Here is a 25,059-nt window from a genome sequence, read left to right on the forward strand (position 1 = left end):
AAAAAGGGGCCGGAGGATCGCTCCCCCGGCCCCTTTTTGCGTCGATCGACCTAGTCGTCAGTCGAGCGGCTTGGCGATCTCCGGCTGCATCGCGGGGTCGTCCACCACGTCGATGATCCCGCGGCCGACATAGCTGCGGCGGCGGCTGTAGCCGAAATAGATGAGCAGCCCCAGCGCGCCCCATACCGGCAGCACCAAGATCGCGATCAGCGGCAGCGAGAAATACAGGTACAGACAGCCGACGATCGCGAGCGGGGCGACGATCCAGATGGCGGGGGTGCGGAAGGGGCGATGGCGGGTCGGGTCGACCTTGCGCAGCACCAGCACCGAGATCGCCACCATGAAGAAGGCGAACAGCGTACCCGAATTGGAATAATCGGCCAGCTTGCCCACCGGCAGGAAGGCGGCGGCGATGGTGGCGGCGATGCCGGTGACAACCGTCACGACGTGCGGCGTCTTGTAGCGCGGGTGCACCGAGGCGAGCTTGTCGGGCAGCAGGCCGTCACGCGCCATGGTGAAGAACACGCGGGTCTGGCCGAACATCATCATCAGCACGACCGAGGGCAGCGCCAGCGTGGCGGCAAGGCCGATCAGGTTGCCGATCTTCACCCAGCCGAAGGTGCGCAGCACATGGGCCAGCGCCTCGCGCGAGCAGGGCAGGGGCTCCAGTGCACCGCCCGCGACCAGCGCCTGGCAGCGGGCGGCGATCTCGGACGAACCGGGGGCGAGCAGCGTTCCGGCCGCATCGCGCACCGGCTGCGCGCCCAGCGGCGATCCGATCGCGCCGGCCGACACCAGGATGTAGAAGATGGTGCAGAAGAGCAGCGATGCGATCAGGCCGATCGGCACGTTGCGCTGCGGGTTCTTGGTTTCCTCCGCCGCAGTGGAGACCGCGTCGAAGCCGACATAGGCAAAGAAGATCGAGGCCGCGGCCCCCGCCACGCCGACCATGCCGGTGGGCATGAAGGGCTGGAAATTCTCGACGTTCATCATCGGGATGGACAGCACGATGAACAGCGTGAGGGCGGCCACCTTGATCGCGACCAGCACCGCGTTGACGCGTGCGCTCTCCGTGGTGCCGACGACCAGCAGCCAGGTCACGAGAACGGTGATGATCATCGCCGGCAGGTTGACATAGCCGCCCGCGGACGGGCCGTTCACCCATTCCATCGGAATGTCGATGCCCAACAGGTTGCGCAATTGCCCGACGACATAACCGGACCAGCCGACCGCCACCGCCGAGGCGCCGACCGCATATTCCAGGATCAGCGCCCAGCCGACCATCCAGGCGAGCAGCTCGCCCATCACGGCATAGGTATAGGTGTAGGCGGACCCGGCGACCGGGACCATCGAGGCGAGTTCGGAATAGCAGAGCGCGGCCACCGCGCAGACGAACCCGGCGATGACGAACGAGATCATCATGCCGGGGCCCGCCTTTTGCGCGGCCTCCGACGTCAGAACGAAGATGCCGGTGCCGATCACTGCACCGATGCCCAGCATGGTGAGCTGGAAGGCGCCGAGCGTGCGTTCGAGGCCTCGCTTCTCGGCGGTCGCCAAAATGGCGTCCAAAGGCTTAACGCGCCCAAAAATCATGTACTTAAATCCCCCCGGGGAGCCGGGCACCGTGTGCGCCCGTGGTCTTGGATGGGATCGTAGGTTAGCTGCAATTTTATTGCGCGCAATCCCTATCGCGCCAGCATGGGCCCGAGTGGCCGGCCGCCGAAGATATGTACGTGAAGATGCGGCACTTCTTGCCCGGCATCGCCGCCGATATTGGCCAGCAGGCGGTAGCCGGGCGCCACCAGCCCGGCCTCGCGCGCGACATGGCCGACCGCGCGGACGAAGCCGGCGATCTCCGCGTCGGAACCGCGGGCGGTGAAATCATCCCACGAGACGTAAGCGCCGCGCGGGATGACCAGGATGTGCTGCGGGGCGACGGGTGCGATGTCGTGAAAGGCGACGGCCCATTCATCCTCGTACACGCGGCTGGACGGGATCTCGTTTCGCAGGATCCTCGCAAAGATGTTCCCGTCGTCATAGGGCTGGGTGGCGTCGATCGGCATCGGTCAGGCTCCCTTGGTACGCGCGGCCTTTTCGGCATGGCCGGACAATCCTTCGCGGCGGTCGAGTTCGGCGCGGACATCGTTCAGGTCGAGGCCGGCGTCGGCGAGCAGCACGCACAGGTGGAACATCAGGTCGGCCGCTTCGGAGACGAGCTTGTCGGGCTGTGCCATGGCGGCGATCACCGTTTCCACCGCCTCCTCGCCCAGCTTCTGCGCGATCTTGGGGCGGCCCTTGGCGAAGAGGCTGGCGACGTAGGAGGTGGCGGGGTCGGCGGTGCGCCGGTCGCGGATGGTGGCTTCGAGGCGGTGGAAGGCGTCCATGGCGGCCGTGGTGGCGGCTGCGGCGGGCGCGGTCAATCCCGGCGGCGTCCGCGCAGGCGGCGGCGGACGAACCAGATCGCGGCAACGGCGCAGGCGAAGAGCGCGAGGTCGGAGAGTTCGGGGTGCGTTCTGGGTGGATGGACCGGAGCCTGCGCCGTAGACCCCATTCAGTGCGTCCGGACCGGTACGCCGGCGGCGGCAAGCGCGCGGTGGGCGTCGGCGACGGTGGCCTCGCCGAAATGGAAGATCGAGGCGGCGAGGACCGCCGAGGCGTGGCCGTCGCGGACGCCCGCGACCAGATCGTCCAGCGTGCCGACCCCGCCCGAGGCGACGACGGGAACGCTGGTGCGGTCGGCGATGGCGCGGATCAGGTCGAGGTCATAGCCGCCGCGTGTACCGTCGCGGTCCATCGAGGTGACGAGCAATTCGCCAGCGCCAAGGTCGGCGAGGCGCAGCGCGTGTTGGACCGCATCGATCCCGGTCGCGCGCCGGCCGCCATGGGTGAACACCTCCCAGCCGTCCTCCGTCCGCCGCGCGTCGATCGAGGCGACGCAGCACTGGCTGCCGAAGCGTTCGGCGATGTCGGCGACGATTTCGGGGCGGGTGACCGCGGCGGAATTAACCGCGACCTTGTCCGCGCCTGCGAGCAGCAGCGCGCGGGCATCGTCGGCGGAGCGGACGCCCCCGCCCACGGTCAGCGGCATGAAGCAGACCGCAGCGGTGCGGCGTACAACGTCGAGGATGGTGCCGCGTGCCTCGTGGCTGGCGGTGATGTCGAGGAAGCAGAGTTCGTCCGCACCGGCGGCGTCATAGGCGCGCGCCTGTTCGACCGGGTCGCCCGCATCGATCAGGTCGACGAAGTTGACGCCCTTGACGACGCGGCCGTTCGCCACGTCGAGACAGGGGATGACGCGTGCGCGAACCGTCATGCCGCGTTCGCCACGCTGATCGCCGCGGCGAGGTCGAGCCGGCCGTCGTAGAGCGCGCGGCCGGTGATCACGCCTTCCACCCCATCGCGGTGATGAACGGCGAGCATGTGGATGTCGCCGATCCCCGCGACGCCGCCGCTGGCGATGACGGGGATGTCGACGCTGCGCGCGAGATCGACCGTTGCCTCGACATTGCAGCCCTTGAGCAGCCCGTCGCGGCCGACATCGGTGAAGAGCAAAGCGGCGACGCCGGCATCCTCGAACCGGCGGGCAAGGTCGGTGGCGGTGACGGTGGAGACGTCCGCCCAGCCCTTGGTCGCGACCATGCCGTCCCTGGCATCGACCGCGACGACGATGCCGCCGGGGAAGGCGCGTGCCATGTCGCGGACGAAATCGGGGTTTTCTAGCGCGGCGGTACCGATCACGACGCGCGACACGCCGAGATCGAACCATTGCTCCACGCTTTCGGGCGTGCGGATGCCGCCACCCAGTTGCACATGGCCCGGAAAGCGCGACACGATGCCGCGCACCGCGTCGCCGTTCACCGACCTGCCGGCAAAGGCACCGTCGAGATCGACGACATGGAGATGCTGCGCGCCGCTTTCCGCGAACAATTCGGCCTGGTGCGCGGGATCGTCGCCATAGACGGTGGCACGGTCCATATCGCCTTCGGCGAGGCGGACGACCTGGCCACCCTTCAGATCGATGGCGGGAAAGACGATCAGGCTCACGGTTGCCACTCCAGGAAACGGGAAAGAAGATCGATGCCGTAGCGCTGGCTCTTCTCGGGGTGAAACTGCACGCCGATCACCGTGTCGCGGCCGATCGCGGCGGTGACCGGACCGGCATGGTCGGTGGTGGCGAGGACATGCTCGCCCTCAAAGGCATAGCTGTGCAGGAAATAGGCCTCGCCGGGCACGATGAGCGGGTGGCCGGTGGTCGGCACCACGTCGTTCCAGCCCATGTGCGGCACCTTGGCCGCCATCGTGCCGGGCTCCAGCCGCCGGACGCGGCCGGGAACCCAGCCGAGTCCACGATGCGTGCCCATTTCCTCGCCGGCGTCGGCCAGCAACTGCATGCCGACGCAGACGCCGAGGAACGGGCGGGCGCGGTCCAGTGCGGCGGTGCGCAGGGCTTCCTCCAGCCCGTCGACCCGGCGGAGATTGGCCGCACATGCCCCGAACGCGCCGACACCGGGCAGGACGATGCGGTCCGCCCTTGCCACCACATCCGGGTCGGCGGTGATGACGATATCGGTCGCGCCGGCGGCACGCAGCGCGTTTTCCACCGAATGCAGGTTGCCCGATTCGATATCGATCAGCGCCAGCGTCACAGCACGCCCTTGGTCGAGGGGACGGCGTCCGCCTTGCGCGGGTCGATCTCCACCGCCATGCGCAGCGCCCGCGCCAGGCCCTTGAACAGGCTTTCGGCGATGTGGTGGTTGTTGTGGCCGTGCAGCAGGTCGACGTGGAGGGTGATGCCCGCCTCCTGCGCGAAGCTGTGGAAGAAATGCTCGATCATCTCGGTCTGCAGCGTGCCGAGCGACTGGACGGTGAACGTCGCGTTCCAGACGAGCCAGGGCCGCCCGGAAATGTCGAGCGCGATGCGGGTCAGCGTCTCGTCCATCGGCGACAGGGCCTCGCCGTAACGGCGGATGCCGCGCTTGTCGCCCAGCGCCTTGGCGAAGGCCTGTCCGATCGCCAGCCCGGCATCCTCGGTGGTGTGGTGGCCATCGATATGCAGGTCTCCCGCGACCTTCACCTCCAGGTCGATCAGCGAGTGGCGGGCAAGCTGGTCGAGCATGTGGTCGAGAAAGCCGATGCCGGTTTCGTTGGCATAGCGGCCGGTCCCGTCGAGGTTGACGGTCACGTCGATGGCGGTTTCCGCGGTGGCGCGGTGGACGGTGGCGGTGCGCATGCCTGCCCCATACCCTACGGCGCGTTCCATGCAATCTTGGGCCCAAGCAATCTTGACCCGCCACCAAACCCCGCTAGTCCAAGGGGCATGACCGATGGATTGCCAGACAGCCTGATTCCGTACGATGAAATCGTGCAGGAGGCGCTGCGCGCCGTGGTGGGCCGCGTGCTCGGGTCCGTGGCGGCGGCCGGCGGATTGCCCGGTGACCACCATTTCTACATCACCTTCAAGACGCAGGCGCCGGGGGTGGATATCCCCCAGCGGCTGATCGACCGGTTCCCGGACGAGATGACGATCGTGCTGCAGAATCGCTACTGGGACCTGCTGGTCGACGACTCGCGCTTCTCGGTGGGGCTGAGCTTCAACCAGGTGCCGTCGAAGCTGAACATTCCCTATTCGGCGATCACCGGCTTCCACGATCCGGCGGTGAATTTCGAACTGCGCTTTCAGGCGACCGAGGGGCCGAACGACGGTCCCGAGCCGCATGACGAGGCGGAGAATGACGGCCCCGTCGCCACGCCGGTCGAGGATGGCAGCAACGTCGTTGCGGTGGACTTCAAGCGGAAGAAGTGATCGATAAGTAAGGGGGGCAAGCAGTGTTGCGCTGCTTGGCATCCCCTCACCCAAACCTCTCCCCGGTGGGGAGAGGGCTTTAGACGGGAACCCTTTCGGGGCCAGCCGCGTAGCCCGTGGCATGAGCCAGACCCGCACCGAAACCGATTCGATCGGCCCGATCGACGTTCCCGCCGACGCCTATTGGGGCGCGCAGACCGAACGCAGCCTCGAAAACTTCCCCTTCGGCCCGCGCGAGCGGATGCCGGTGGAGATCGTCCGGGCGCTCGCCATCGTGAAGCAGGCGGCGGCGCGGGTGAACCGCAGGCATGGCCTGGACGCGGCAAAGGCCGAGGCGATCGAGTCGGCGGCGGCCGAGGTGGTGGCGGGCAAGCTGGACGACCAGTTTCCGCTCGTCATCTGGCAAACGGGGTCCGGCACCCAGTCCAACATGAACGCCAACGAGGTGATCGCGGGCCGCGCCAACGAAGTGCTGAGCGGCACGCGCGGTGGCAAGAGCCCGGTGCATCCCAATGACGATGTGAATCGCGGCCAATCCTCCAACGATACCTTTCCGACCGCCCTGCATGTCGCCGCCGCGCTGGCGGTGACGGGGCAGCTTTATCCGGCACTCGACCGGCTGCACGACGCGCTGGCGGGCAAGGCGGCGGAATGGGACGATCTGGTCAAGATCGGGCGTACCCATTTGCAGGATGCGACGCCGCTGACGCTGGGCCAGGAATTCTCCGGCTATGTCCAGCAACTCGCCAATGCGCGCGACCGGATCGCCGGCACGCTGGAGCGCAACATCATGCCGCTGGCGCAAGGGGGCACGGCCGTCGGCACCGGGCTGAACGCGCCGGCCGGGTTCGCCGAGGCGGTGGCCGCGGAGATCGCCGGACTGACCGGCCTGCCGTTCGTTACCGCGCCCAACAAGTTCGAGGCGCTGGCATCGAATGACGGGCTGGTCGACCTGCACGGCACGCTGAACGTCCTGGCGGTGGCGCTGACCAAGATCGCCAACGATATCCGGCTGCTGGGGTCGGGGCCGCGTTCCGGCCTGGGCGAACTGGAATTGCCGGCCAACGAGCCCGGCAGCTCGATCATGCCGGGCAAGGTCAACCCGACCCAGGCCGAGATGATGACGATGGTCGCCGCGCAGGTGATGGGCAACAACACCGCCGTCACCATCGGTGGCCTGCAGGGGCATATGGAGCTGAACGTCTTCAAGCCGCTGATCGGGGCGGCGGTGCTGCGCTCGATCGCATTGCTCAGCGTGGCGATGGAAAGCTTTGCCGAGCGGACGGTGGAGGGGATGACCGCCAATCGCGAGCGGATCGGCGAACTGGTCGATCGTTCGCTGATGCTGGTCACCGCGCTGGCGCCCGAGATCGGGTACGACAATGCCGCCAAGATCGCCAAGCATGCGCACCAGCAGGGCCAGACGCTGAAGCAGGCGGGACTCGAACTGGGGCTGGTCGACGAGGCGACCTTCGACCGTGTCGTGCGTCCCGAGGCGATGATCGGGCGATAGGCGCGGGAACCATCCGCCGGCCCGAACATCTTTGCACAAAGGAGATCGTTTACATGGGTGCAACAACGATAGGCGCGCTGGTCGGGGGAGCGATCGACAGCATGAGCGGCGACGACAGCGCCGCGGACGGGGCGCTGATCGGCGCGATCACCGCCAATGTGCTGAAGGTCGTCGTGCCCATCGCCATCACCTACGCGGTCGGCTGGGCCGTGCTGCGCGGTGCCGGTGAACTGAAGGACAAGGTTTTTGGAGAAGTGGCATGATCGGTAAGATTGTTGGCGCGCTGGTCGGGCGCGAGATGAGCCGGCGTGACGGCTCGGGCGGACTGAAGGGTGCGGCACTGGGCGCGATCGTCGCCGGGGGCATGCGCCGGCTGGGTCCGCTGGGTCTGGTGCTGGGTGGCGGGTATGCGGCGAAGAAGGCCTATGACCGCCGCCGCATGAGCAAGCAGGGCGTGCCGCCCCGCTACTGATGCCGGTCGACACGGACTTGCGAAACGAAAGCGGGTGCGCCACGGGGCGCACCCGTTTTGCGTTTCTCCTCCAGTAGATCCCCGAGTCGATCCATGTCCCCCGATGCCACGGCCGCCGCGCAGGAAGCGCGCTTTGCAGCCGACCTGACCGCCGCGCTGAATCACCGGCCGGCCACCGTGCTGCTGGCGGTATCCGGTGGTCCGGACAGCATGGCGATGCTGCTGCTGGCGGCGGCGGCGATGCCGGGGCGGATCAGGGCGGCGACGGTGGACCATCGCCTGCGACCCGAAGCGGCGGCGGAGGCGGCGATGGTGGCCAGGCTGTGCGAAACGCTGGGCGTGCCCCACACGACGCTGGTCCCGCCCGAGCCGATCGCCGGCTCCAGCATCCAGGCACGGGCCCGCACCGCGCGCTATGCGCTCCTTGCCGAGCATGCGCGGGCGATCGGGGCCGAGGCGATCGCGACCGCGCATCATGTCGACGATCAAGCGGAGACGTTTCTGATGCGCGCGGCGCGCGGATCGGGGCTGTCGGGCCTGTCGGGGGTGCGCGCGCGGACGGTGATCGCCGGGATCGTGGTGGTGCGGCCCCTGCTGGAATGGCGACGTGCCGAGTTGCGCGCGATCGTCCGCCGGGCCGAGGCGCCGTTCGTGGACGATCCCGCCAATGCCGATCCGCGACACGACCGGACCCGCTTTCGCCAGTTGTTGGACCGCAACGAGTGGCTGGACCCGCCGCATCTGGCGCGCGCCGCGGCGTTGCTGGCGGAGGCGGACGGCGACATCCGCGCGACGGTCGAATGGTTCTGGGGCGAGCGGGCGCAGGTGGATGGGGACAATGTGCGGCTGCTGGCGGCGGGATTGCCGCGTGAGGTGACGCGGCGGCTGGTGCGGCGGGCGATCGGCACGGTGCGCGAGGCGGCGGGCATCACGACGCCGCCATGGAGCGAATCGGCGCAGATCGAGGCGTTGCTCGACGGTCTGGCCGAGGGGCGGCGGGCGACGCAGGCGGGCGTGATCGGCAGTGCGCGGGGCGACATGTGGCGCTTCCGCCCGGCGCCGCCGCGGCGAACCGGCTGACCAGGGCGCAGCCGCCGGTATTTCGGGCCATTCGACGCCCTTATGCGCCCGGCGATCACATTGATCGGGGTTGTTCCATTGCCATTAACCGGGCCGCGCCTATCTTGGCAGTCGGAAAGGTATCACGCACCGATGAGCGACCACGACAAGCAGCCTGGCCCCGGCAATGATGGTGGGGGCAATCCCTGGATGAAAAGCCTGCTGGTCTGGGTGGGCATTCTGCTGGCCCTGGCCCTGTTCGTGACGATGTTCGACGGCCGGACCGCGACCGCGCGTGGCAACCAGATCGAATATTCAACCTTCCTGGACAAGGTGGATGAGGGCACGGTGAAGGACGCCGTGATCTCGCGCGAATCGATCACCGGCACGCTGTCCTCCGGCGAGGCGTTCCGCACGACGCCGGTGCAGGACTCGCAACTCATCCCGCGCCTGCGCGAAAAGGGCGTGACCTTCACCGCCAAGGTGGATGAGGGTCCCTCGGTGTGGATGCTGATGATCTACAACGCGCTGCCGTTCCTGCTTTTCTTGGGCATCGCCTTTTTCGTGCTGCGCCAGATGCAGAAGGGCGGCGGCGCGAGCGGCGCGATGGGCTTCGGCAAGAGCCGTGCGCGCATGCTGACGCAGAAGGAAGGCAAGGTCACCTTCGACGACGTCGCCGGCATCGACGAGGCGCGCGAGGAATTGCAGGAGATCGTCGAGTTCCTGAAGGACCCGTCGAAGTTCGCACGCCTCGGCGGCAAGATCCCGAAGGGGGCGCTGCTGGTCGGCTCGCCGGGTACCGGCAAGACGCTGCTCGCCCGCGCCATCGCGGGTGAGGCGGGCGTGCCGTTCTTCACCATCTCGGGTTCGGACTTCGTGGAGATGTTCGTCGGCGTCGGCGCGAGCCGCGTCCGCGACATGTTCGAGCAGGCCAAGAAGTCCGCGCCGTGCATCGTCTTCATCGACGAAATCGATGCGGTCGGCCGTCATCGTGGTGCCGGCCTCGGCAACGGCAATGACGAGCGCGAGCAGACGCTGAACCAGTTGCTCGTCGAGATGGACGGTTTCGAGGCGAACGAGGGCATCATCATCATCGCGGCGACCAACCGTCCCGACGTGCTGGACCCCGCGCTGCTGCGTCCCGGTCGTTTCGACCGTCAGGTCGTGGTGCCGCGCCCGGATATCGATGGTCGCGTCAAGATCCTCGAAGTGCACATGAAGAAGGTGCCGCTGGCGCCCGACGTCGATGCCCGCACGATCGCACGCGGCACGCCAGGCTTCTCGGGCGCCGATCTCGCCAACCTCGTCAACGAGGCGGCGCTGATGGCGGCGCGCAAGTCCAAGCGGCTGGTCGCGATGGCCGAGTTCGAGGAAGCCAAGGACAAGGTGATGATGGGCGCCGAGCGGCGTTCGATGGTGATGACCGACGACGAAAAGCGGATGACCGCCTATCACGAGGCCGGTCACGCGATCGTGGCGCTGCACGAGCCTGCCTCCGACCCGATCCACAAGGCGACGATCATCCCGCGCGGCCGCGCGCTGGGCATGGTGATGCGCCTGCCGGAACGCGACTCGTACAGCTATCACCGCGACAAGATGTACGCGAACCTGGCGGTGTCGATGGGCGGCCGTGTCGCCGAAGAGATCATCTTCGGCTATGACAAGGTGTCCTCCGGCGCGTCTGGCGACATCCAGTATGCCACCGGTCTGGCGCGCGACATGGTCACGAAATGGGGCATGTCGGACAAGGTCGGTCCGGTCGAATATTCGCAGCCCGAGGGCGAATCCTTCCTGGGATATTCGTCGTCGCAGCCGGTACGGATGTCGAACCAGACGCAGCAGCTGATCGATGACGAGATCCGCGCCATCGTCGAGGGCGGTCTGGCCAAGGCCAAGCAGGTGCTGACCGACCATGTCGACCAGCTTCACCTGCTGGCGGGGGCGCTGCTGGAATACGAGACGTTGTCGGGCGACGAGATCAAGACGCTGATCGCCGGTGACGATCTGGATCGTCCCGATCCTTCGACGAAGAAGGTGACGATCGCCAAGGCGGGGACGTCGATCCCGAAGACGCGGCGGCCGAGCGGGCCGTTCGGTTCGCCGAGTCCCTTGGGGGCGTAAGCGGTTCGGCTTTGATGGGAGAAAGGCCGCGGTTCCGGAGGGACCCGCGGCCTTTTTCTTTTATGAGATGTCTTTGAGGTTTTTGCCCTCTCCCCGCCGGGGAGAGGGAGGGGACCCGCGGCTTTAGCCGTGGGGAGGGTGAGGGGGTGCCAAGCAGCGCTCCACTGCTGGTCTGCCCCTCACCCTCCCACCGCTTGCGCGCTGGGCCCCTCCCTCTCCCCGGAGGGGAGAGGGGTTTGGAGTCTCAGCGCAACAGATCCCGCCCGACGATCATGCGCATGACCTGATTCGTGCCCTCCAGGATCGAATGAACGCGCAGGTCGCGCCAGAAGCGCTCGATCGGATAATCCATCAGATAGCCATAGCCGCCATGCAGTTGCAGCGCGCGGTCGACGACCGCGGAGCCGGTGTCGGTCGCGAGGCGCTTGGCCATGGCGGCGAAGCGGGTCTTGTCGGGTGCGTCGGCGGTGACCTTCGCGGCGGCGAGGTAGAGCAGCGCGCGCGACGCCTCCAGTTCGGTCGCCATGTCGGCCAGCGTGAACTGCGTCGCCTGGAAATCGGCGATGGCTTTGTTGAACTGCTTGCGATCCTTCACATAGGTGATCGCTTCGTCCAGGCAGCGCTGCGCACCGCCCAGCGAACAGGCGCCGATGTTGAGGCGGCCGCCGTCGAGGCCCGTCATCGCGATGCGAAAGCCTTCTCCCTCCGCGCCGACGCGGTTGGCGACGGGCACGCGAACCTGATCGAACGTCACCTGGCGCGTCGGCTGCGAATGCCAGCCAAGCTTGCGTTCGTTCGCGCCGAACGAGACGCCGGGCATGTCCTTGTCGATCACCAGGCAGGAAATGCCCTTGGGGCCCTCCTCACCGGTGCGGACCATGGTGACATAGACCTCGTTCTCGCCGCCGCCGGAGATGAACTGCTTGGAGCCGGTGACGATATAATCGTCGCCGTCGCGCACCGCGCGCGTCTTGAGCGCGGCCGCGTCCGAGCCCGATCCGGGCTCGGTCAGGCAATAGCTGGCGAGCCGGTCCATGGTGACCAGATCGGGCAGGTAGCGCGCCTTCAGATCGGGGTCGCCGTAACGGTCGATCATCCAGGAGGCCATGTTGTGGATCGAGATAAAGGCCGAGGTAGAGGGGCAGCCATAGGCCATCGCCTCCATGATCAGCGCCGCCTCCAGCCGGCCGAGCGCGATGCCGCCCGACTCTTCCGACACGTAGATGGCGGCGAAGCCCAACTCGGCGGCCGCCTTGATCGTGTCGCGCGGGAAGATGTGATTCTCATCCCATTCGGCGGCAAAGGGGGTGATGCGGTCGGCGGTGAAGCGGCGGGCGAGGTCCTGGATCTCGCGCTGCTCGTCGGTCAACTGGAACTGGTCGGTCATGGCGGTCCTGTTCGGGCGATCGGATGGTTACCGGGGGGTGGGCGCTGGAGGGATCGGCGTCATCCCATGGTCGGAATGACGAACGCGTCCTGCACGCGCGACGGCCCGCCATCCTCGCTGCCGGTGGACAGCGCGGAGCCGTCGGGCCAGCGTTGCGTCACCGTCTTCACCTTGGTCCAGAAGCGGACGCCTTCCATCCCGTGCTGGTTGACGTCGCCAAAGGCGGAGCGTTTCCAGCCGCCGAAGCTGTGATAGGCGACCGGCACGGGGATCGGCACGTTGATGCCGACCATGCCGACATTGACCCGCGCTGCGAATTCGCGCGCGGCATGGCCGTTGCGGGTGAAGATGGCGACGCCGTTGCCATACTGATGTTCGCTCGGCAGGCGGAGCGCGGTTTCGAAATCGGGCGCGCGGACGATCTGGAGGACGGGACCGAAGATCTCCTCGCGGTAGCTGTCCATCGCGGGCGTGACATGGTCGAACAGCGAGGGGCCGATGAAGAAGCCCTGTTCATGGCCCTGGAGCGAGAAGCCGCGGCCATCGACGACCAGCTCTGCGCCCTCTTCCACGCCCCTGGCGATCCAGCCCTCGACGCGCGCCTTGTGCGCCGCGTTGACGACGGGGCCGTAATGCGCGTCCGCATCCGTCGAAACGCCCACCCGGAGCGCCCCGATCGCCGGGATCAGCTTCTCGCGCAGCGCGTCCGCGGTGCGCTCGCCGACGGGTACGACGACGGGAAGCGCCATGCAGCGTTCGCCCGCCGAGCCGAAGGCGGCGCCCGCCAGATCGGCGACGACCTGATCGAGATCGGCATCGGGCATGACGATGCCGTGATTCTTGGCGCCGCCCATCGCCTGCACGCGCTTGCCCGCCTCGACACCGCGGCGATAGACATAGTGCGCGATGTCGGACGAGCCGACGAAGCTGACGGCGGAGATGGCGGGGTGGTCGAGGATCGCGTCGACCATTTCCTTGTCACCGTGGACGACCTGCAGGATGCCCTCGGGCGCGCCGGCCTCCAGCATCAGTTCGGCGAGGCGGACGGGGACGGACGGGTCGCGTTCGGACGGCTTCAGGATGAAGGCATTGCCGCACGCGATGGCGACGCCGAACATCCACATCGGAATCATGCCAGGGAAATTGAACGGGGTGATGCCGGCACCGATGCCCAGTGGCTGGCGCATGGAATAGACATCGATGCCGGGGCCGGCGCCCTGGGTATATTCGCCCTTCAGGACGTGCGGGATGCCGCAGGCGAATTCGATCACCTCCAGCCCGCGCTGGATGTCGCCCTTCGAATCGGCGATGACCTTGCCGTGTTCGGCGGAGAGGAGGTGGGCCAGCGCCTCCATCTCGCGCTCGACCAGCTCCTTGAAGCGGAACATCACGCGTGCGCGGCGTTGCGGATTGGTGGCCGCCCAGCCGGGCTGCGCAGCAAGAGCGGCGGCGACGGCGCGGTCGAGATCGGCGGCGGTGCCCAGCGGCACGCGGGCCTGGACCTGGCCGCTATTGGGGTCGAACACCTCGCCGTGGCGGGGCGCCGCGGTGCCGCTGCCGGCACCGGCGATCACATGGTCGATCACGCGCATGACACTCTCCTTCGCTTCGGTGGGCTGTTGGGCCTCTTTGCGACCGTTGTAATTTCATTGCTTGGCCACGCAAGTCTCGAATGACGGCATCGGGCCGGGGAAAAGTCGTTAACCCAGGTTCGCGAGCGGGAACGTCGAGCGCTGCGACCCATTGGGGAGGGGAGCAGATACAGGAGCTTGCCCATGACCGACCGTCCCCAGCCGCCTTATCCCGAACAGCAGCAGTCGATCCCCGGCCGTACCGATGCGATGGACCCGCGCCCCGATCATGGCGAGACCAGCTACAAGGGCAGCGGTCGTCTGGAGGGCAAGAAGGCGGTGATCACCGGCGGCGACAGCGGCATCGGTCGCGCGGTCGCCATCGCCTATGCGCGCGAAGGGGCCGACGTGCTGATCTCGTACCTGAACGAGGATGACGATGCGGCCGAGACGAAGCGGCTGGTCGAGGAAGCCGGTCGGCAGGCGGTGCTGGTACCTGGCGACATCAGCGATCCGGCACAGGCACGCGCGGTGATCGACAAGGCGGTGGAGGCGTTCGGCCGGGTCGACATCCTGGTCAACAACGCCGCGCACCAGCGCAGCTTTCAGGCAATCGAGGACATTCCCGACGAGGAATGGCAGCAGACCTTTGCCACCAACATCCATGCGATGTTCTACCTGTCCAAGGCAGCGGTCGCGCACATGGGCGAGGGCGCGTCGATCATCAACACGACCTCGATCAACGCCGACCAGCCGAGCCAGCAGCTGCTCGCCTATGCCACAACCAAGGGCGCGATCCACAATTTCACCGCCGGTCTGGCGCAGATGCTGGCCGAGCGGAAGATCCGGGTGAACGCGGTCGCGCCAGGGCCGGTGTGGACGCCGCTGATCCCCTCCACTATGCCGCCCGAGGCGGTGAAGACATTCGGCGAGAACACGCCGCTGGGCCGCGCGGCGCAGCCCGCCGAACTGGCGCCGCCCTATGTGATGCTGGCGACTGACGAGGCGAGCTACATCACCGGTGCTACCATCGCGGTGACCGGCGGACGCCCCTTCCTATAGAGTGGAATTCGATCGCCTTCGTTTACCCTCACCCTTTCGCGGCTGCGCCGCTCCCGGCGGGAGAGGGAAAAGACGCTGGAAGCAGCGCAAGGTGGGGGCGACCAAGTTTGATCGAATTCGATCCAAGGCAACAGATCCGGCCGCAGCGTCCTGACGGATGATGCGGCCGGGCAACTTTGCCACCCTTGTGTCCCGCCGCGGCTCTGCCTAAACCACGCAGCGGAGGGGATAATAATGGCAAATTGCTTTAAGAATGCGATGGCGGCCCTGTTGCTGATGACCGGTGGTGCGGCCGCGGCACAGGACCAGTTCCTCGATCCCAATACGCTGCGGCCGTCGCTCGACCCCAATCGCAAGGCGAACGGGTTGGCGCTGACGCCGCCGATGGGGTGGAATAGCTGGAACAAGTTCGGGTGCCGTATCGACGAGGCGACGGTTCGGGCGATGGCGGATGCGATCGCGAGCAATGGCATGGCGGAGGCGGGCTATCGCTACATCGTCATCGACGATTGCTGGCACGGCGAGCGCGACGCGAACGGCTTCATCACCGCCAACGCGGAGAAATTCCCCTCCGGCCTGAAGGCGCTGGCCGACTATGTTCATTCCAAGGGTTTGAAGTTCGGCATCTATTCGGACGCGGGCGCCAAGACCTGCGGCGGCAAGCCGGGCAGCCAGGGCCATGAATATCAGGACGCGCTGACCTATGCCCGCTGGGGCGTCGATTACCTGAAATATGACTGGTGCTCGACCGGCACGCGCAATGCCGAAGAAGCCTATGCGCTGATGTCGGACGCGTTGAAGGCGACCGGCCGGCCGGTGGTGCTGGCGATCTGCGAATGGGGCAACAACCGCCCCTGGGAATGGGGCAAGAAGATCGGCAATCTTTGGCGCACGTCCGCCGACATCCGTGATGCCTGGAAGGGCCGGGAGAAATGGTCGATCGGCCTGCTCGACATCATCGACCTGAACGAGCCGCTCTACCCGCATGCCGGCCCCGGCCACTGGAACGATCCCGACATGCTGGAGGTCGGCAATGGCGGGATGAGCGACACGGAATATCGGGCGCATTTCAGCTTGTGGGCGATGATGGCGGCGCCGCTGATCGCGGGGAACGATATCGTGGGGATGAGCGCGGACACGCGTGCGATCCTGCTCAACCGGGAGGTGATCGCGGTGGATCAGGATGCGCTGGGGCAACAGGGCCGGCGGGTGCGCGACGACGGCGACCTGGAGGTGTGGGCACGCCCGCTGGCGGATGGCAGCCGCGCGGTGATCCTGTTCAATCGTTCGGAACAGGCAGCGGACATGGCGGTCGACTGGCCGGAGATCGGGTTGACCAAGGCGGTGCGGGCCGAGGTGCGCGACCTGTGGGCGCATCGTTCGCTGGGCCGCAAGACGGGGCGCTTCGCCGCCAAGGTGCCGGCGCACGGCGTGGTGATGGTGACGGTGAAGCCGTGACCGCCACCGGACCTGCGATGGACCGGCGTGCCGTTCTGATCTAACGGCCGCGCCATGCCAATCGATCTCATCTGCCTGGATGCCGACGACACGTTGTGGCACAATATGCGCCACTTCGAGGAAGCGCAGGCGGCGTTGCTCGCGCTGCTCAAGCCCTTTGCCGATGCGCAGGTGACGCGGGCCGCGATGGACGCGTGCGAGATGCGCAACCTGTCCGTCTATGGCTACGGCGCGAAGGGATTTACCCTGTCGATGGTGGAAACCGCGATCGAACTGGCGGGCGACCGCCTGCCGGTCCGGGCGATCGGCGAGATACTGGCGGCGGGTCGGCGGCTGCTGGCGCATCCGGTGGAACTGCTGGACGGGATCGAGGACACGCTGGACCGGCTGGCGGAGCGGGGGCGGCTGATCCTGGTGACCAAGGGCGACCTGCTGCACCAGGAAGCCAAGCTGGCGGCCTCGGGACTGGGCGACCGTTTCGCGGGGATCGAGATCGTCAGCGACAAGACGCCGGACACGTTCCGCCGGCTGTTCGCGCGCCATGGCATCGATCCGGCCCGCGCGGTGATGGCGGGCGATTCGATGCGATCGGACGTGCTGCCCGCGCTGGAGGCGGGCGCCTGGGCGGCGTTCGTGCCGCAGCCGGGGGCGTGGGTGCACGAACAGGGCCGCGCGCCGAGCGACCATCCGCGGTTCCGCGAACTGACGAAGCTGGCCGAACTGCCGGACTGGATCGATGCGATCGGCGCGGGGCGTACAGCCCCTTGACCCGCTCCGTCGTACCGCGCACCGCAACAATCGATTACATCATGGGGGTTGGGAGAAAATAATGACCGAAGCTGCCGATCGCATCGTCGCCGGCGTCGAGCTGGGTGGCACCAAGTCGATCGTGCTGATCGGCCGGGGACGTGAGATCCTGGTGTCCGAGCGCTTCCCCACCACCGATCCGGCCACCACGCTGGGGTGCTGGCCGCCAAGCTGGCCGAATGGCGTGACGCCTATGCGCCCGAAGCGCTGGGCATCGGCAGTTTCGGGCCGATCGCGCTGGACGCCCATGGCGCCGATTACGGGCGGATGCTGGCGACGCCCAAGCCCGGCTGGGCCGGAGCGGATGTGCGCGGCGCGCTGGCGGAAGGCTTTGGCGAGCGGATCGCGATCCACACCGACGTGACCGGCGCGGCGCTGGCGGAAGGATTCTGGGGCGCGGCCAAGGGGCTGGGCGATCATGTCTATGTCACCGTCGGCACCGGCGTCGGCATGGGCATCGTGTCGGGCGGCCATCCGGTATCGGGGCGGATGCATCCCGAGGCAGGGCATGTCCGCGTACGGCGCATGCCGGGCGACGGCTTTACCGGGGTTTGCCCGTTTCATGGCGATTGCCTGGAGGGACTGGTGTCCGGTCCGGCGATCGCGGCGCGGGCGGGGCGGCCGGCGCAGGAGCTGGATGCGCACGACCCCGCATGGACCTTTGTCGCCGATGCGCTGGCGGAAAGCTTTGTCGGGTTGTTCCTGACGCTGGCGTGCGGGCGGATCGTGGTCGGCGGCGGCGTCGGCATGGGGCAGCAGCATCTGTTGCCGATGGTGCAGCAGCGGGTGGTGGCGAAACTGGCCGGATATCTGCCCTTCGTCGATGCCGCGCAGGTGGCGAACCGGATCGTCCACGCGCAACTGGGCGACCAGGCGGGGCCGCTCGGCACGCTGGCGCTGGCGCAGACGGTGCTGCCGGCGCGCTGAGGGCGTTTCCAACAAAATAGCGGCCCCTTGCAGAAATCGCTGTCCTACAGCGAACCGATATGGTTCGTTGCTGCCTGGGGGAGACGGGCATGACGGATATCGATGGGCTGATTGCAGGCGCGGTCGCGCGCGAAGGGGGCTATGTCGACCATCCCGCCGACCGGGGCGGGCCAACGCGCTTCGGGATTACCGAGGCGGTGGCGCGGGGCGGGGGCTATGCGGGGGCGATCCGGCAACTGCCGCGCAGCGTGGCGGAGGACATCTACCGGACCCGCTACTGGACGGGGCCGGGGATCGACCGGGTCGCGCGGCGCGCGCCGATGCTGGCGGCCGAACTGTTCGACGGGGGCGTGAACATGGGACCGCGCGTTCCGATCGGCTTTCTTCAGCGCGCGCTGAACGCGCTGAACCGGGGCGCGGTGGATTATCCGGAGGTGGCGCGTGACGGGCGGATCGGCGATGCCACGCTGACCGCGCTGGATGCGTATCTGGTGCGGCGGGGGCGTGGCGGCGAGGCGGTGCTGGTCAAGGCGATCGAGGCGCTGCGCGGCGAACGCTATATCACCCTGGCCGAGCGGCGGCCGGCGAACGAGGCGTTCCTGTATGGCTGGCTGGCGCACCGGGTGGGGGTGCGGGCATGACGGCGGGCGACGAACCTGCCGAGCCGGTCGACCGCTGGACGGCGCAGGCGCGGCCGGCATTCCTGTACGTAATGTACGTGTTCCTGTTGTGGAGCCTGCCGATGAGCATCGTCGCGGGGCTGCGCCCGGCAATGGCGCAGGCGATGATCCGCGGCATGGCGGCGTATCTGGCGGCAATCCCGGAGCCGCTCTACGCGCTCTTCGGCACCGGATATCTGGGCTATACGGTGGCGCGGGAGTGGGGGAAGCGGCGCTAGATCCGATCAGCGCGGGTCGCGGTAGGGCAGGTCGCGGCGCAGGAAGACGATGGTGTGCCAGCTTGCCCGGCGGGTGCGGAACACGGCGCGGTAATCGCGGGTCAGCGTCGCCTTCAGCGCGGCAAGGCTGCCGGGGTTCCAGATCCGCATCCGCCGGTCGGAGGTGACGATGACCGGCGGGCGTCTTGCCAGGATGCGGCGGACTTCGGCCGCTTCGTCGATGCCCGTCGCGCCCTGCTCGGTGGTGTAGGCGAGCAGGTTGGGAAAGGCATAGGGCGTCGGCAGGCAGGTGTCGGCCAGTTGATAGATGATGGTGTCGCCGATGAACACATAGGGGCAGCCGGTGCCGCTGTTCGCGGCGACGATCCGCGCGGTGCGGTAGGCACCGGGCGCATCGTCATGCGCGGTCAGCGCCTCCACCGACAGGATCGTCAGGCCGAGACCGAGCGTGGCGACCAGCGCGCGGGTCGAGCGGCCCCAGCAGCGGCCGGCGACGAGCGTCAGGGGGGCGAGCAGCGGCAGCGCATAATGGTCGAAAAAGGTGCCGATCGCGAAAAAGCCGGCGGTGGCGGCGGCGAGCCAGCCCCAGGCGAGCAGGTTCGCGCTTGCCCGGGTGCCCTCCCGCGGGCGGCGGCGCCAGGCGATCGCGGTGGAGACAATGACCGGGGCGAGCTGCGCGGCGATGCCGAGCAGCCGCATCGCCAGCTGGTCGGGCGGATAGGGCGCCCGCAGCGCGATCGAGGTGATGTTGGCGAACCAGAAAGGCTGAAGCCAGCCATGCGCCCAATACCAGCCGAGCGCGGCGAGGCTGGGGGAAAGGCCGATCAGCGCCCAGAACAGCGCGGCGGCAACGATGGCGGGCCAGCGGACCTGTGCACGGCGGAGGAACCAGAGATGCGCGACGCCGAAGAACGCACCTTCGATCGCGGGGGTGTATTTCATCTGGATCGCGATGCCCGCCAGCAGGCAGGCGACGGCGCCGTTCCACAGGATGCGGGTGCGTCGCCCTTGCGCGGCGAGCGCGGGCAGGCCCAGCGTCAGCCAGCCGGCGGCAGCCATGGGCAGGTTGTAGAAGACGGGCGACTGGCCACCGCGCCCGCCGAGCAGCATCAGCGCGATCAGATAAACCGCGCCCGCCGCCAGCGCACCGCGCCGCCGCACCCCGATCCGGCCCGCCGCCAGATACACCAGCGCCGCGGTTCCCCAGGCGGCGGCGAGCGCGGCCAGTTGATAGGCGACGATCCCCTTGCCGGGGGCGGCGGCGAACAGCGCATAGAGCAGGAACAGCCCGATCGGCTTGCGATCCCAGATGTCAACATAGGGCACCGCACCGTTCAGCAGCCGGGTGCCGACCAGCAGATAATATTGCTCGTCGACATGGATCACCGGGTTGCCGATATCCCAGCCGCGCAGCGCGACGGCGGCGAGCAGCAACAGCAGGAGGTCGCGGGCGCGCTTCACCGGGAGACGCCTTAGTAGAAGCGGCGCAGTGTGAGGGCGCGGGTGCGCCCCTCGCAGTCGGACAGGCGCACCACCGTGCCGGGCGCCGCCACCGACCATCGGGCAAGCGGGCTGGTGGCATAATCCCGCGTCACCGGCTGGCCGTCGATCGCGCAGATCAGGTCGTCGGTGCGCCAGCCGGCGGCCTCGGCCGGGCTGCCGCGCATGACGTGCAGCACACGCAGGCGATCCGGCGCGACGCCGACGAGCAGGCCGCTGGTCGAGCGCAGCGGGGTGGCCTGCGTGCCGTCACCCTTCAGCACCATGCGCCCGGCATAGGGATCGAGCAGCACGCGGTACCGCCCGAGAAAGCCCGAGCCAATGCGCCCGGCGACGCCGATCGACTGGCTGAAGCCGCCCGGCGGCTCGATCCGCACCTCCACATTCTGCGCGTCGAGCGTGCCCAGCGTCAGGTGCGGGACGATCGCCAGGTCGTTGACGCTGGCGCCGCCCAGCCCGAAGCCGATCGTGCTGGTGACGGGCAGGCGATCGAGCCTGGCCGCGGTCCAGCCGGCGCGGGTGACGGTGACCGACGATCCGTCGCCGGTGTCGACGATGACCGGCGCCAGTCGGCCAGCACCCAGCCGCATCGCGCTTTCGTACACGCGCCGCTGCGCCGAGATGGTGAGGGGGGCGACCGCGCCGGCGAAAGGCATCCGGCCGGAGGGGAGCAGGCGGAAGCGCTTTCCCGCATAATCGATGTCGAGCGCGTAAAGCGCGGTCAGGTCGCGCCCGACCAGCAGGTCGACCGGCTCGGCATCGCCCGTCGCGATGGCGGGCAGGTCCGCCACGGTGACGCCGCCGCCGGTGCGGGTCAGGCCGCCCAGTTCGACGCGACGCGTCGGCATCCAGCCGACCGCCACCGCGCCGCCGATCGCGGTCGCGCTGCCACCGCTGCGCAGGCGTTTCTGCACCACCGCCTTCGAGGTGCGCGCCAGCACGGTGAAGCTGACCCCGGTGTCGAGGATCGCCGACACCGGCCGCCCGTCCAGCGTCATGGTGAAGCGGATCTGGTTGCCCGGCGTCAGGGTGAAGGGCACCCAGCGATTTTCGGTGTCGTCCGCCAGCCGGCCCGTGCCGGGATCGCGCGTGGCCTCGGCCACGACGCTGGGCGGGGACGCCTGTTGCCCGGCATGGGTCGTCGCCACCACCAACGGGGCGATCAACAGGGGGGCCAGGACCAGCAGGCGGCGCATCGTGCCGCCGGCCCTAGAGCAAGCGCCGGCGACGCGCCAGTGGCGCCGCCGTGCCCTTTAGAGACACGCCTCCAGGAACGCCTGGTCGAAGCCGAACTGCTTGGCCTTGTCGAGCGTATAGGGGCGCAGGCCCATGGAGCGATATTCGCCGATGATCTTTCCTTCGGCCGACTCGTCCAGATATTCGAACTTGAACAGCTCCTGCGTGACGATCACCGGGCCCTCCATGCCGATCACCTCGGTGATGTTGGTGACGCGGCGGCTGCCGTCGCGCAGGCGCTTCACCTGGATGATGAGGTCGACCGAGTCGGCGATCTGGCGGCTGATCGCCTCCTTGGGCACCTTGATGTCGGACATCATCACCATGTTCTCCATACGCGCCAGCGCCTCGCGCGGGGAGTTGGAGTGGAGCGTGCACATCGATCCGTCGTGACCGGTGTTCATCGCGGCGAGCATGTCGAAACATTCCGCGCCGCGGATTTCGCCCAGGATGATGCGGTCGGGGCGCATGCGCAGCGCGTTCTTGACGAGGTCGCGGATCGAGATCTCGCCCTGACCTTCAAGGTTTGCGGGACGGGTTTCGAGCGGCAGCCAATGCGGCTGTTGCAGGCGAAGCTCGGCCGCGTCCTCGATGGTCAGCACGCGCTCGCCCGGGTCGATCATCTTGGACAGGGCGTTGAGCATCGTCGTCTTGCCCGAGCCGGTGCCGCCCGAGATGACGACGTTGAACCGGCTGGCGCCCGCGATCTTCAGCGCGGTCGCCATCTTCGGCGACATGCTGCCGAAGCCCGCCATCATGTCGAGCGTGATCGGCTTGGCGGAGAATTTGCGGATCGAGATCGCGGTGCCGCGCAAGCTGAGCGGCGGCACGATGACGTTGACGCGGCTGCCGTCCTTCAGGCGGGCGTCGGCGAGCGGCGTGGTCTGGTCGACGCGGCGGCCGACCGAGTTGCAGATGCGCTGCGCGATCTGGAACAGATGTTCCTCGTCGCGGAACTGGATGTTGGCGATCTCCAGCTTGCCCTTGCGCTCGACATAGGTCTGCTCGGGGCCGTTGACCATGATGTCGGACACGTTGGGATCGGCGAGCAGCTCCTCGAGCGGGCCGAGACCGAGCAACTCGTCGACCAGCACCTTTTCCAGCGCGAACTGCTCGCGCCGGTTGAGCGTCAGCTTCAGCTCGGCAAGCACCTCGCCGATAATCGGGCGGAATTCCTCGGCCAGCTCGTCCTTGCCGAGCGTCGCCGCGGCCTCCGGATCGACGCGTTCCAGCAGGCGCGGCAGCACCTGTTCCTTGATCTTGTGGACCGAGGCTTCGAACCCCTCGGCCCGGCTGCTGCCGGCGTCACCGCTGGAGGCCTGGCGATCGGCCAGGCGCTGCATCGCGTCCATCTGCAGCCCGGGCATGGTGCCGGGACCGATGGCGTCGATGTCGCCGCCGGGCAGCGGGGCAGGTTCGGGGGCGGCAAAGGCGGAAGGGGGCAGATCCTGTTCGGCGGCCGGCACCACGCGCGCCCCGGCCTGTCCGGTGTGCATCGGCCGTGCGACGCCAAAGGCCGGCCGTGCGGGCTGACCCGATCCCATTCCACTGCGACGCCCGAACGCGCTCATCCGACCCGAATCCCTTGCAAGTGGTATCGGTGCCTAAACGGCAAGCTTTACCATATACCTAACCAACGATCCCGCGCACCGATCCCGCATGCCCGCGCAGAAGCGGTTGCCGCGCGGCGCGTCCGGGCGATAGGAGGGCGCGATGATCGTCCGGTTGGCCCTCGCATTCGTTTTCCTTGTCGGCCTGGCCGTACCCGCGCGGGCCGACGACATCGCGGCGGCGGCCCGGGGGGTGGTGCGGGTGGTGACCATCGCGGTGGTCGACGATCAGGTCGCGGGCTTCGGCCACGGATCGGGCTTCGCGGTCGCACCGAACCGCATCGTCACCAACGCGCATGTCGTGGAACTGGCCGAGCGTTACCCGGACAATGTCGTGGTCGGCATCGTGCCGTCGGAGGGCAGCAAATCCTATCAGGGCCGGGTCGTCGCCTATGACGCGCGGCGCGACCTGGCGCTGATCGAGATCACCGAGGCGCGGCTGCCGCCGGTTGCGCTCTATACGGGGCCGGTGGCGGAGGGGAATGCGGTGATCGCGCTGGGCTATCCCGGCAATGTCGATCTGGCGACCGCGCAGTCGGCGGCGGATTATATCCGGCCGCTGTCGCCGGTCCGCTCGCAGGGCGTGGCGTCCGGGCGGCGCAGTCTGACGGGGATCGAGGTGCTGCTCCACACCGCCAGCATCGCGCGCGGCAATTCCGGCGGACCGCTGCTCGATCCGTGCGGGCGGGTGATCGGCGTCAACTCCGCGCTGACCCGCGCCGACGAGGGTGATTCGACCTTCGGCTTCGCGATCGCGGATACCGAGTTGATGGGCTTCCTGCGCGACGCGCAGCAGCCTTATGTCTCGGCCGGCGGACCCTGCACCTCAATCGAGGAACGGCTGCGCGAGGACAGCGCCGCCGATGCCCGCGCCACCGAGGATGCCGCCGCCGCCCGCCGCGAGGCGGCAGGGGCCGCCGCGCTGAAGCGGCAGGCGGCGCTTGACCACGCCCGTGACGAGGCGGAGCGGACGCGCGAGAATGTGATGGCGCTGGCCGGGCTGCTGCTGGTCGCAGGGGCGCTCGGCATCGGCGCGGCGGGGCTGTTCGAATCGCGCGGTCAGCGGCGCGCGGCGATCTGGGCGGTGTCCGGTGGCGGGCTGGGCGTGCTGGCGGCGGTGGTGGTGTTCGTCGCGCGGCCATCGGGGGAGCCCGAACTGCCCGCCGACACGGTCGCGCCGGCGACCATGCCGATCCGCGACGCGGCCATTGGCCGGCTGGTCTGCACGCTGCAGCCCGAACGCAGCCGGGTGACGATGTCGTCCACCGCGGAGGTGACGCTGGAATGGGGCCGGGCGGGGTGCATGAACGGCACGCAGCAATTTGCCGAGGGCGATGCGCGTTGGGAACGGATCGCGGTGCCCGACGACGAGCAGACGGTGTCCGTGCAGCGCTTCGACCCGCTGACCCGCACCTATGCCGATACACGTTATTTCCTGTCGGCAGCCGGCATGGCGGCGGCGCGCGCGGCGCGGGGCGGCAAGCCGGTCAATGGCTGTTCGGCGGCGGACGCGGTGCAGGACGCGCTGGCCCGCCAGCAGGCGGCGATCCGCGCGACGCTGCCGCCGCTACCCAACGAAAAGCTGGTCTATTCCTGTCGCAAGGCGGGGTGATCTTCCCCTCGCACATCGGCCCT

The 25,059-nt window shown here is 68.2% G+C and carries 25 protein-coding genes; 13 read left to right on the forward strand and 12 right to left on the reverse strand.

What is annotated here, in order from left to right:
- Positions 1-57: 57 nt before the first annotated feature.
- The 7 genes from NPJ82_RS03575 to hisB all read right to left on the reverse strand — a co-directional run bounded on the left by NPJ82_RS03575 (position 58) and on the right by hisB (position 5,230).
- Positions 58-1,593 (reverse strand): amino acid permease, encoded by a 1,536-nt coding sequence (locus NPJ82_RS03575; protein ID WP_112382052.1) that lies wholly within the window; start codon positions 1,591-1,593, stop codon positions 58-60.
- A 92-nt stretch (positions 1,594-1,685) separates the two neighbouring features.
- Positions 1,686-2,063 carry a histidine triad nucleotide-binding protein gene (locus NPJ82_RS03580; RefSeq protein WP_112382053.1) on the reverse strand — a complete coding sequence of 126 codons (378 nt, stop codon included), beginning with the start codon at positions 2,061-2,063 and terminating at the stop codon, positions 1,686-1,688.
- A gap of 3 nt (positions 2,064-2,066) precedes the next feature.
- Entirely contained in the window at positions 2,067-2,384 is a 318-nt protein-coding gene (locus tag NPJ82_RS03585; RefSeq protein WP_342658953.1) for a phosphoribosyl-ATP diphosphatase, read from the reverse strand.
- A gap of 167 nt (positions 2,385-2,551) precedes the next feature.
- Entirely contained in the window at positions 2,552-3,313 is a 762-nt protein-coding gene (gene hisF / locus NPJ82_RS03590; RefSeq protein ID WP_342658377.1) for an imidazole glycerol phosphate synthase subunit HisF, read from the reverse strand.
- Entirely contained in the window at positions 3,310-4,044 is a 735-nt protein-coding gene (hisA, locus tag NPJ82_RS03595; protein WP_267347348.1) for a 1-(5-phosphoribosyl)-5-[(5-phosphoribosylamino)methylideneamino]imidazole-4-carboxamide isomerase, read from the reverse strand. The genes hisF and hisA overlap by 4 nt, the downstream gene beginning before the upstream one ends.
- On the reverse strand, positions 4,041-4,646 hold the full coding sequence (hisH, locus tag NPJ82_RS03600) for an imidazole glycerol phosphate synthase subunit HisH (protein WP_112382056.1): 606 nt from the start codon (positions 4,644-4,646) through the stop codon (positions 4,041-4,043). The genes hisA and hisH overlap by 4 nt, the downstream gene beginning before the upstream one ends.
- Positions 4,643-5,230 carry an imidazoleglycerol-phosphate dehydratase HisB gene (gene hisB, locus NPJ82_RS03605; protein ID WP_267347349.1) on the reverse strand — a complete coding sequence of 196 codons (588 nt, stop codon included), beginning with the start codon at positions 5,228-5,230 and terminating at the stop codon, positions 4,643-4,645. The genes hisH and hisB overlap by 4 nt, the downstream gene beginning before the upstream one ends.
- Positions 5,231-5,317: 87 nt before the next feature.
- Here hisB and NPJ82_RS03610 point away from each other — a divergent pair, with 87 nt between their 5' ends.
- The 6 genes from NPJ82_RS03610 (at position 5,318) to ftsH (ending at position 10,968) form a co-directional block, all read left to right on the forward strand.
- Positions 5,318-5,803, forward strand: coding sequence for a ClpXP protease specificity-enhancing factor SspB (locus NPJ82_RS03610; RefSeq protein WP_112382058.1), 486 nt, complete (start codon positions 5,318-5,320; stop codon positions 5,801-5,803).
- 121 nt (positions 5,804-5,924) lie between these two features.
- On the forward strand, positions 5,925-7,316 hold the full coding sequence (gene fumC, locus NPJ82_RS03615) for a class II fumarate hydratase (protein WP_342658378.1): 1,392 nt from the start codon (positions 5,925-5,927) through the stop codon (positions 7,314-7,316).
- Positions 7,317-7,369: 53 nt separating this feature from the next.
- Positions 7,370-7,579 (forward strand): hypothetical protein, encoded by a 210-nt coding sequence (locus NPJ82_RS03620; protein ID WP_112382060.1) that lies wholly within the window; start codon positions 7,370-7,372, stop codon positions 7,577-7,579.
- The gene (locus tag NPJ82_RS03625; RefSeq protein WP_112382061.1) at positions 7,576-7,788 is read left to right on the forward strand and encodes a hypothetical protein; all 213 of its coding nucleotides are present in this window, start codon (positions 7,576-7,578) and stop codon (positions 7,786-7,788) included. Before NPJ82_RS03620 ends, NPJ82_RS03625 begins: the two co-directional genes overlap by 4 nt.
- A 93-nt stretch (positions 7,789-7,881) precedes the next feature.
- A complete protein-coding gene (gene tilS, locus NPJ82_RS03630; RefSeq protein ID WP_342658379.1) occupies positions 7,882-8,868 on the forward strand; it encodes a tRNA lysidine(34) synthetase TilS in 987 nt (328 codons plus the stop codon).
- 132 nt (positions 8,869-9,000) lie between these two features.
- Positions 9,001-10,968 (forward strand): ATP-dependent zinc metalloprotease FtsH, encoded by a 1,968-nt coding sequence (ftsH, locus tag NPJ82_RS03635; RefSeq protein ID WP_149682163.1) that lies wholly within the window; start codon positions 9,001-9,003, stop codon positions 10,966-10,968.
- A 244-nt stretch (positions 10,969-11,212) separates the two neighbouring features.
- Here ftsH and NPJ82_RS03640 read toward each other — a convergent pair whose 3' ends face one another.
- Together NPJ82_RS03640 and NPJ82_RS03645 are read right to left on the reverse strand one after the other, a co-directional pair.
- Positions 11,213-12,355: an acyl-CoA dehydrogenase family protein gene (locus tag NPJ82_RS03640; protein ID WP_342658380.1), complete on the reverse strand. Its 1,143-nt coding sequence runs from the start codon at positions 12,353-12,355 to the stop codon at positions 11,213-11,215.
- 59 nt (positions 12,356-12,414) lie between these two features.
- A complete protein-coding gene (locus NPJ82_RS03645; RefSeq protein ID WP_342658381.1) occupies positions 12,415-13,947 on the reverse strand; it encodes a CoA-acylating methylmalonate-semialdehyde dehydrogenase in 1,533 nt (510 codons plus the stop codon).
- A gap of 183 nt (positions 13,948-14,130) precedes the next feature.
- Between NPJ82_RS03645 and NPJ82_RS03650 the strand changes: the two genes are divergently transcribed.
- The 6 genes from NPJ82_RS03650 (at position 14,131) to NPJ82_RS03675 (ending at position 19,078) form a co-directional block, all read left to right on the forward strand.
- Positions 14,131-14,988: a glucose 1-dehydrogenase gene (locus tag NPJ82_RS03650; protein ID WP_112382066.1), complete on the forward strand. Its 858-nt coding sequence runs from the start codon at positions 14,131-14,133 to the stop codon at positions 14,986-14,988.
- A 234-nt stretch (positions 14,989-15,222) separates the two neighbouring features.
- Positions 15,223-16,446 (forward strand): glycoside hydrolase family 27 protein, encoded by a 1,224-nt coding sequence (locus tag NPJ82_RS03655; protein WP_211368586.1) that lies wholly within the window; start codon positions 15,223-15,225, stop codon positions 16,444-16,446.
- A gap of 54 nt (positions 16,447-16,500) precedes the next feature.
- Complete coding sequence (locus tag NPJ82_RS03660) at positions 16,501-17,214, forward strand: HAD family hydrolase (protein WP_342658382.1); 714 nt, start codon at positions 16,501-16,503, stop codon at positions 17,212-17,214.
- Between the two features lie 195 nt (positions 17,215-17,409).
- Positions 17,410-18,180 carry an ROK family protein gene (locus tag NPJ82_RS03665; RefSeq protein WP_342658383.1) on the forward strand — a complete coding sequence of 257 codons (771 nt, stop codon included), beginning with the start codon at positions 17,410-17,412 and terminating at the stop codon, positions 18,178-18,180.
- 89 nt (positions 18,181-18,269) lie between these two features.
- Complete coding sequence (locus NPJ82_RS03670) at positions 18,270-18,821, forward strand: glycosyl hydrolase 108 family protein (protein ID WP_342658384.1); 552 nt, start codon at positions 18,270-18,272, stop codon at positions 18,819-18,821.
- Positions 18,818-19,078: a 3TM-type holin gene (locus NPJ82_RS03675; protein WP_149682158.1), complete on the forward strand. Its 261-nt coding sequence runs from the start codon at positions 18,818-18,820 to the stop codon at positions 19,076-19,078. Before NPJ82_RS03670 ends, NPJ82_RS03675 begins: the two co-directional genes overlap by 4 nt.
- 6 nt (positions 19,079-19,084) lie before the next feature.
- Here the strand turns inward: NPJ82_RS03675 and NPJ82_RS03680 are convergent, their stop codons facing one another.
- The 3 genes from NPJ82_RS03680 to NPJ82_RS03690 are packed head-to-tail and all read right to left on the reverse strand — an operon-like array spanning position 19,085 to position 23,385.
- Entirely contained in the window at positions 19,085-20,539 is a 1,455-nt protein-coding gene (locus NPJ82_RS03680) for a hypothetical protein (RefSeq protein WP_342658385.1), read from the reverse strand.
- 11 nt (positions 20,540-20,550) lie between these two features.
- Complete coding sequence (locus NPJ82_RS03685) at positions 20,551-21,774, reverse strand: aspartyl protease family protein (RefSeq protein WP_342658386.1); 1,224 nt, start codon at positions 21,772-21,774, stop codon at positions 20,551-20,553.
- Positions 21,775-21,831: 57 nt separating this feature from the next.
- A complete protein-coding gene (locus NPJ82_RS03690; protein ID WP_267347360.1) occupies positions 21,832-23,385 on the reverse strand; it encodes a CpaF family protein in 1,554 nt (517 codons plus the stop codon).
- Positions 23,386-23,527: 142 nt separating this feature from the next.
- On the opposite strand from NPJ82_RS03690, the gene NPJ82_RS03695 reads away from it, so the two are divergent.
- A complete protein-coding gene (locus tag NPJ82_RS03695; protein ID WP_342658387.1) occupies positions 23,528-25,036 on the forward strand; it encodes a trypsin-like peptidase domain-containing protein in 1,509 nt (502 codons plus the stop codon).
- Positions 25,037-25,059 lie beyond the last annotated feature (23 nt).

This window comes from Sphingomonas sp. NY01, assembly GCF_038809135.1.
Lineage (GTDB): Bacteria > Pseudomonadota > Alphaproteobacteria > Sphingomonadales > Sphingomonadaceae > Sphingomonas > Sphingomonas carotinifaciens.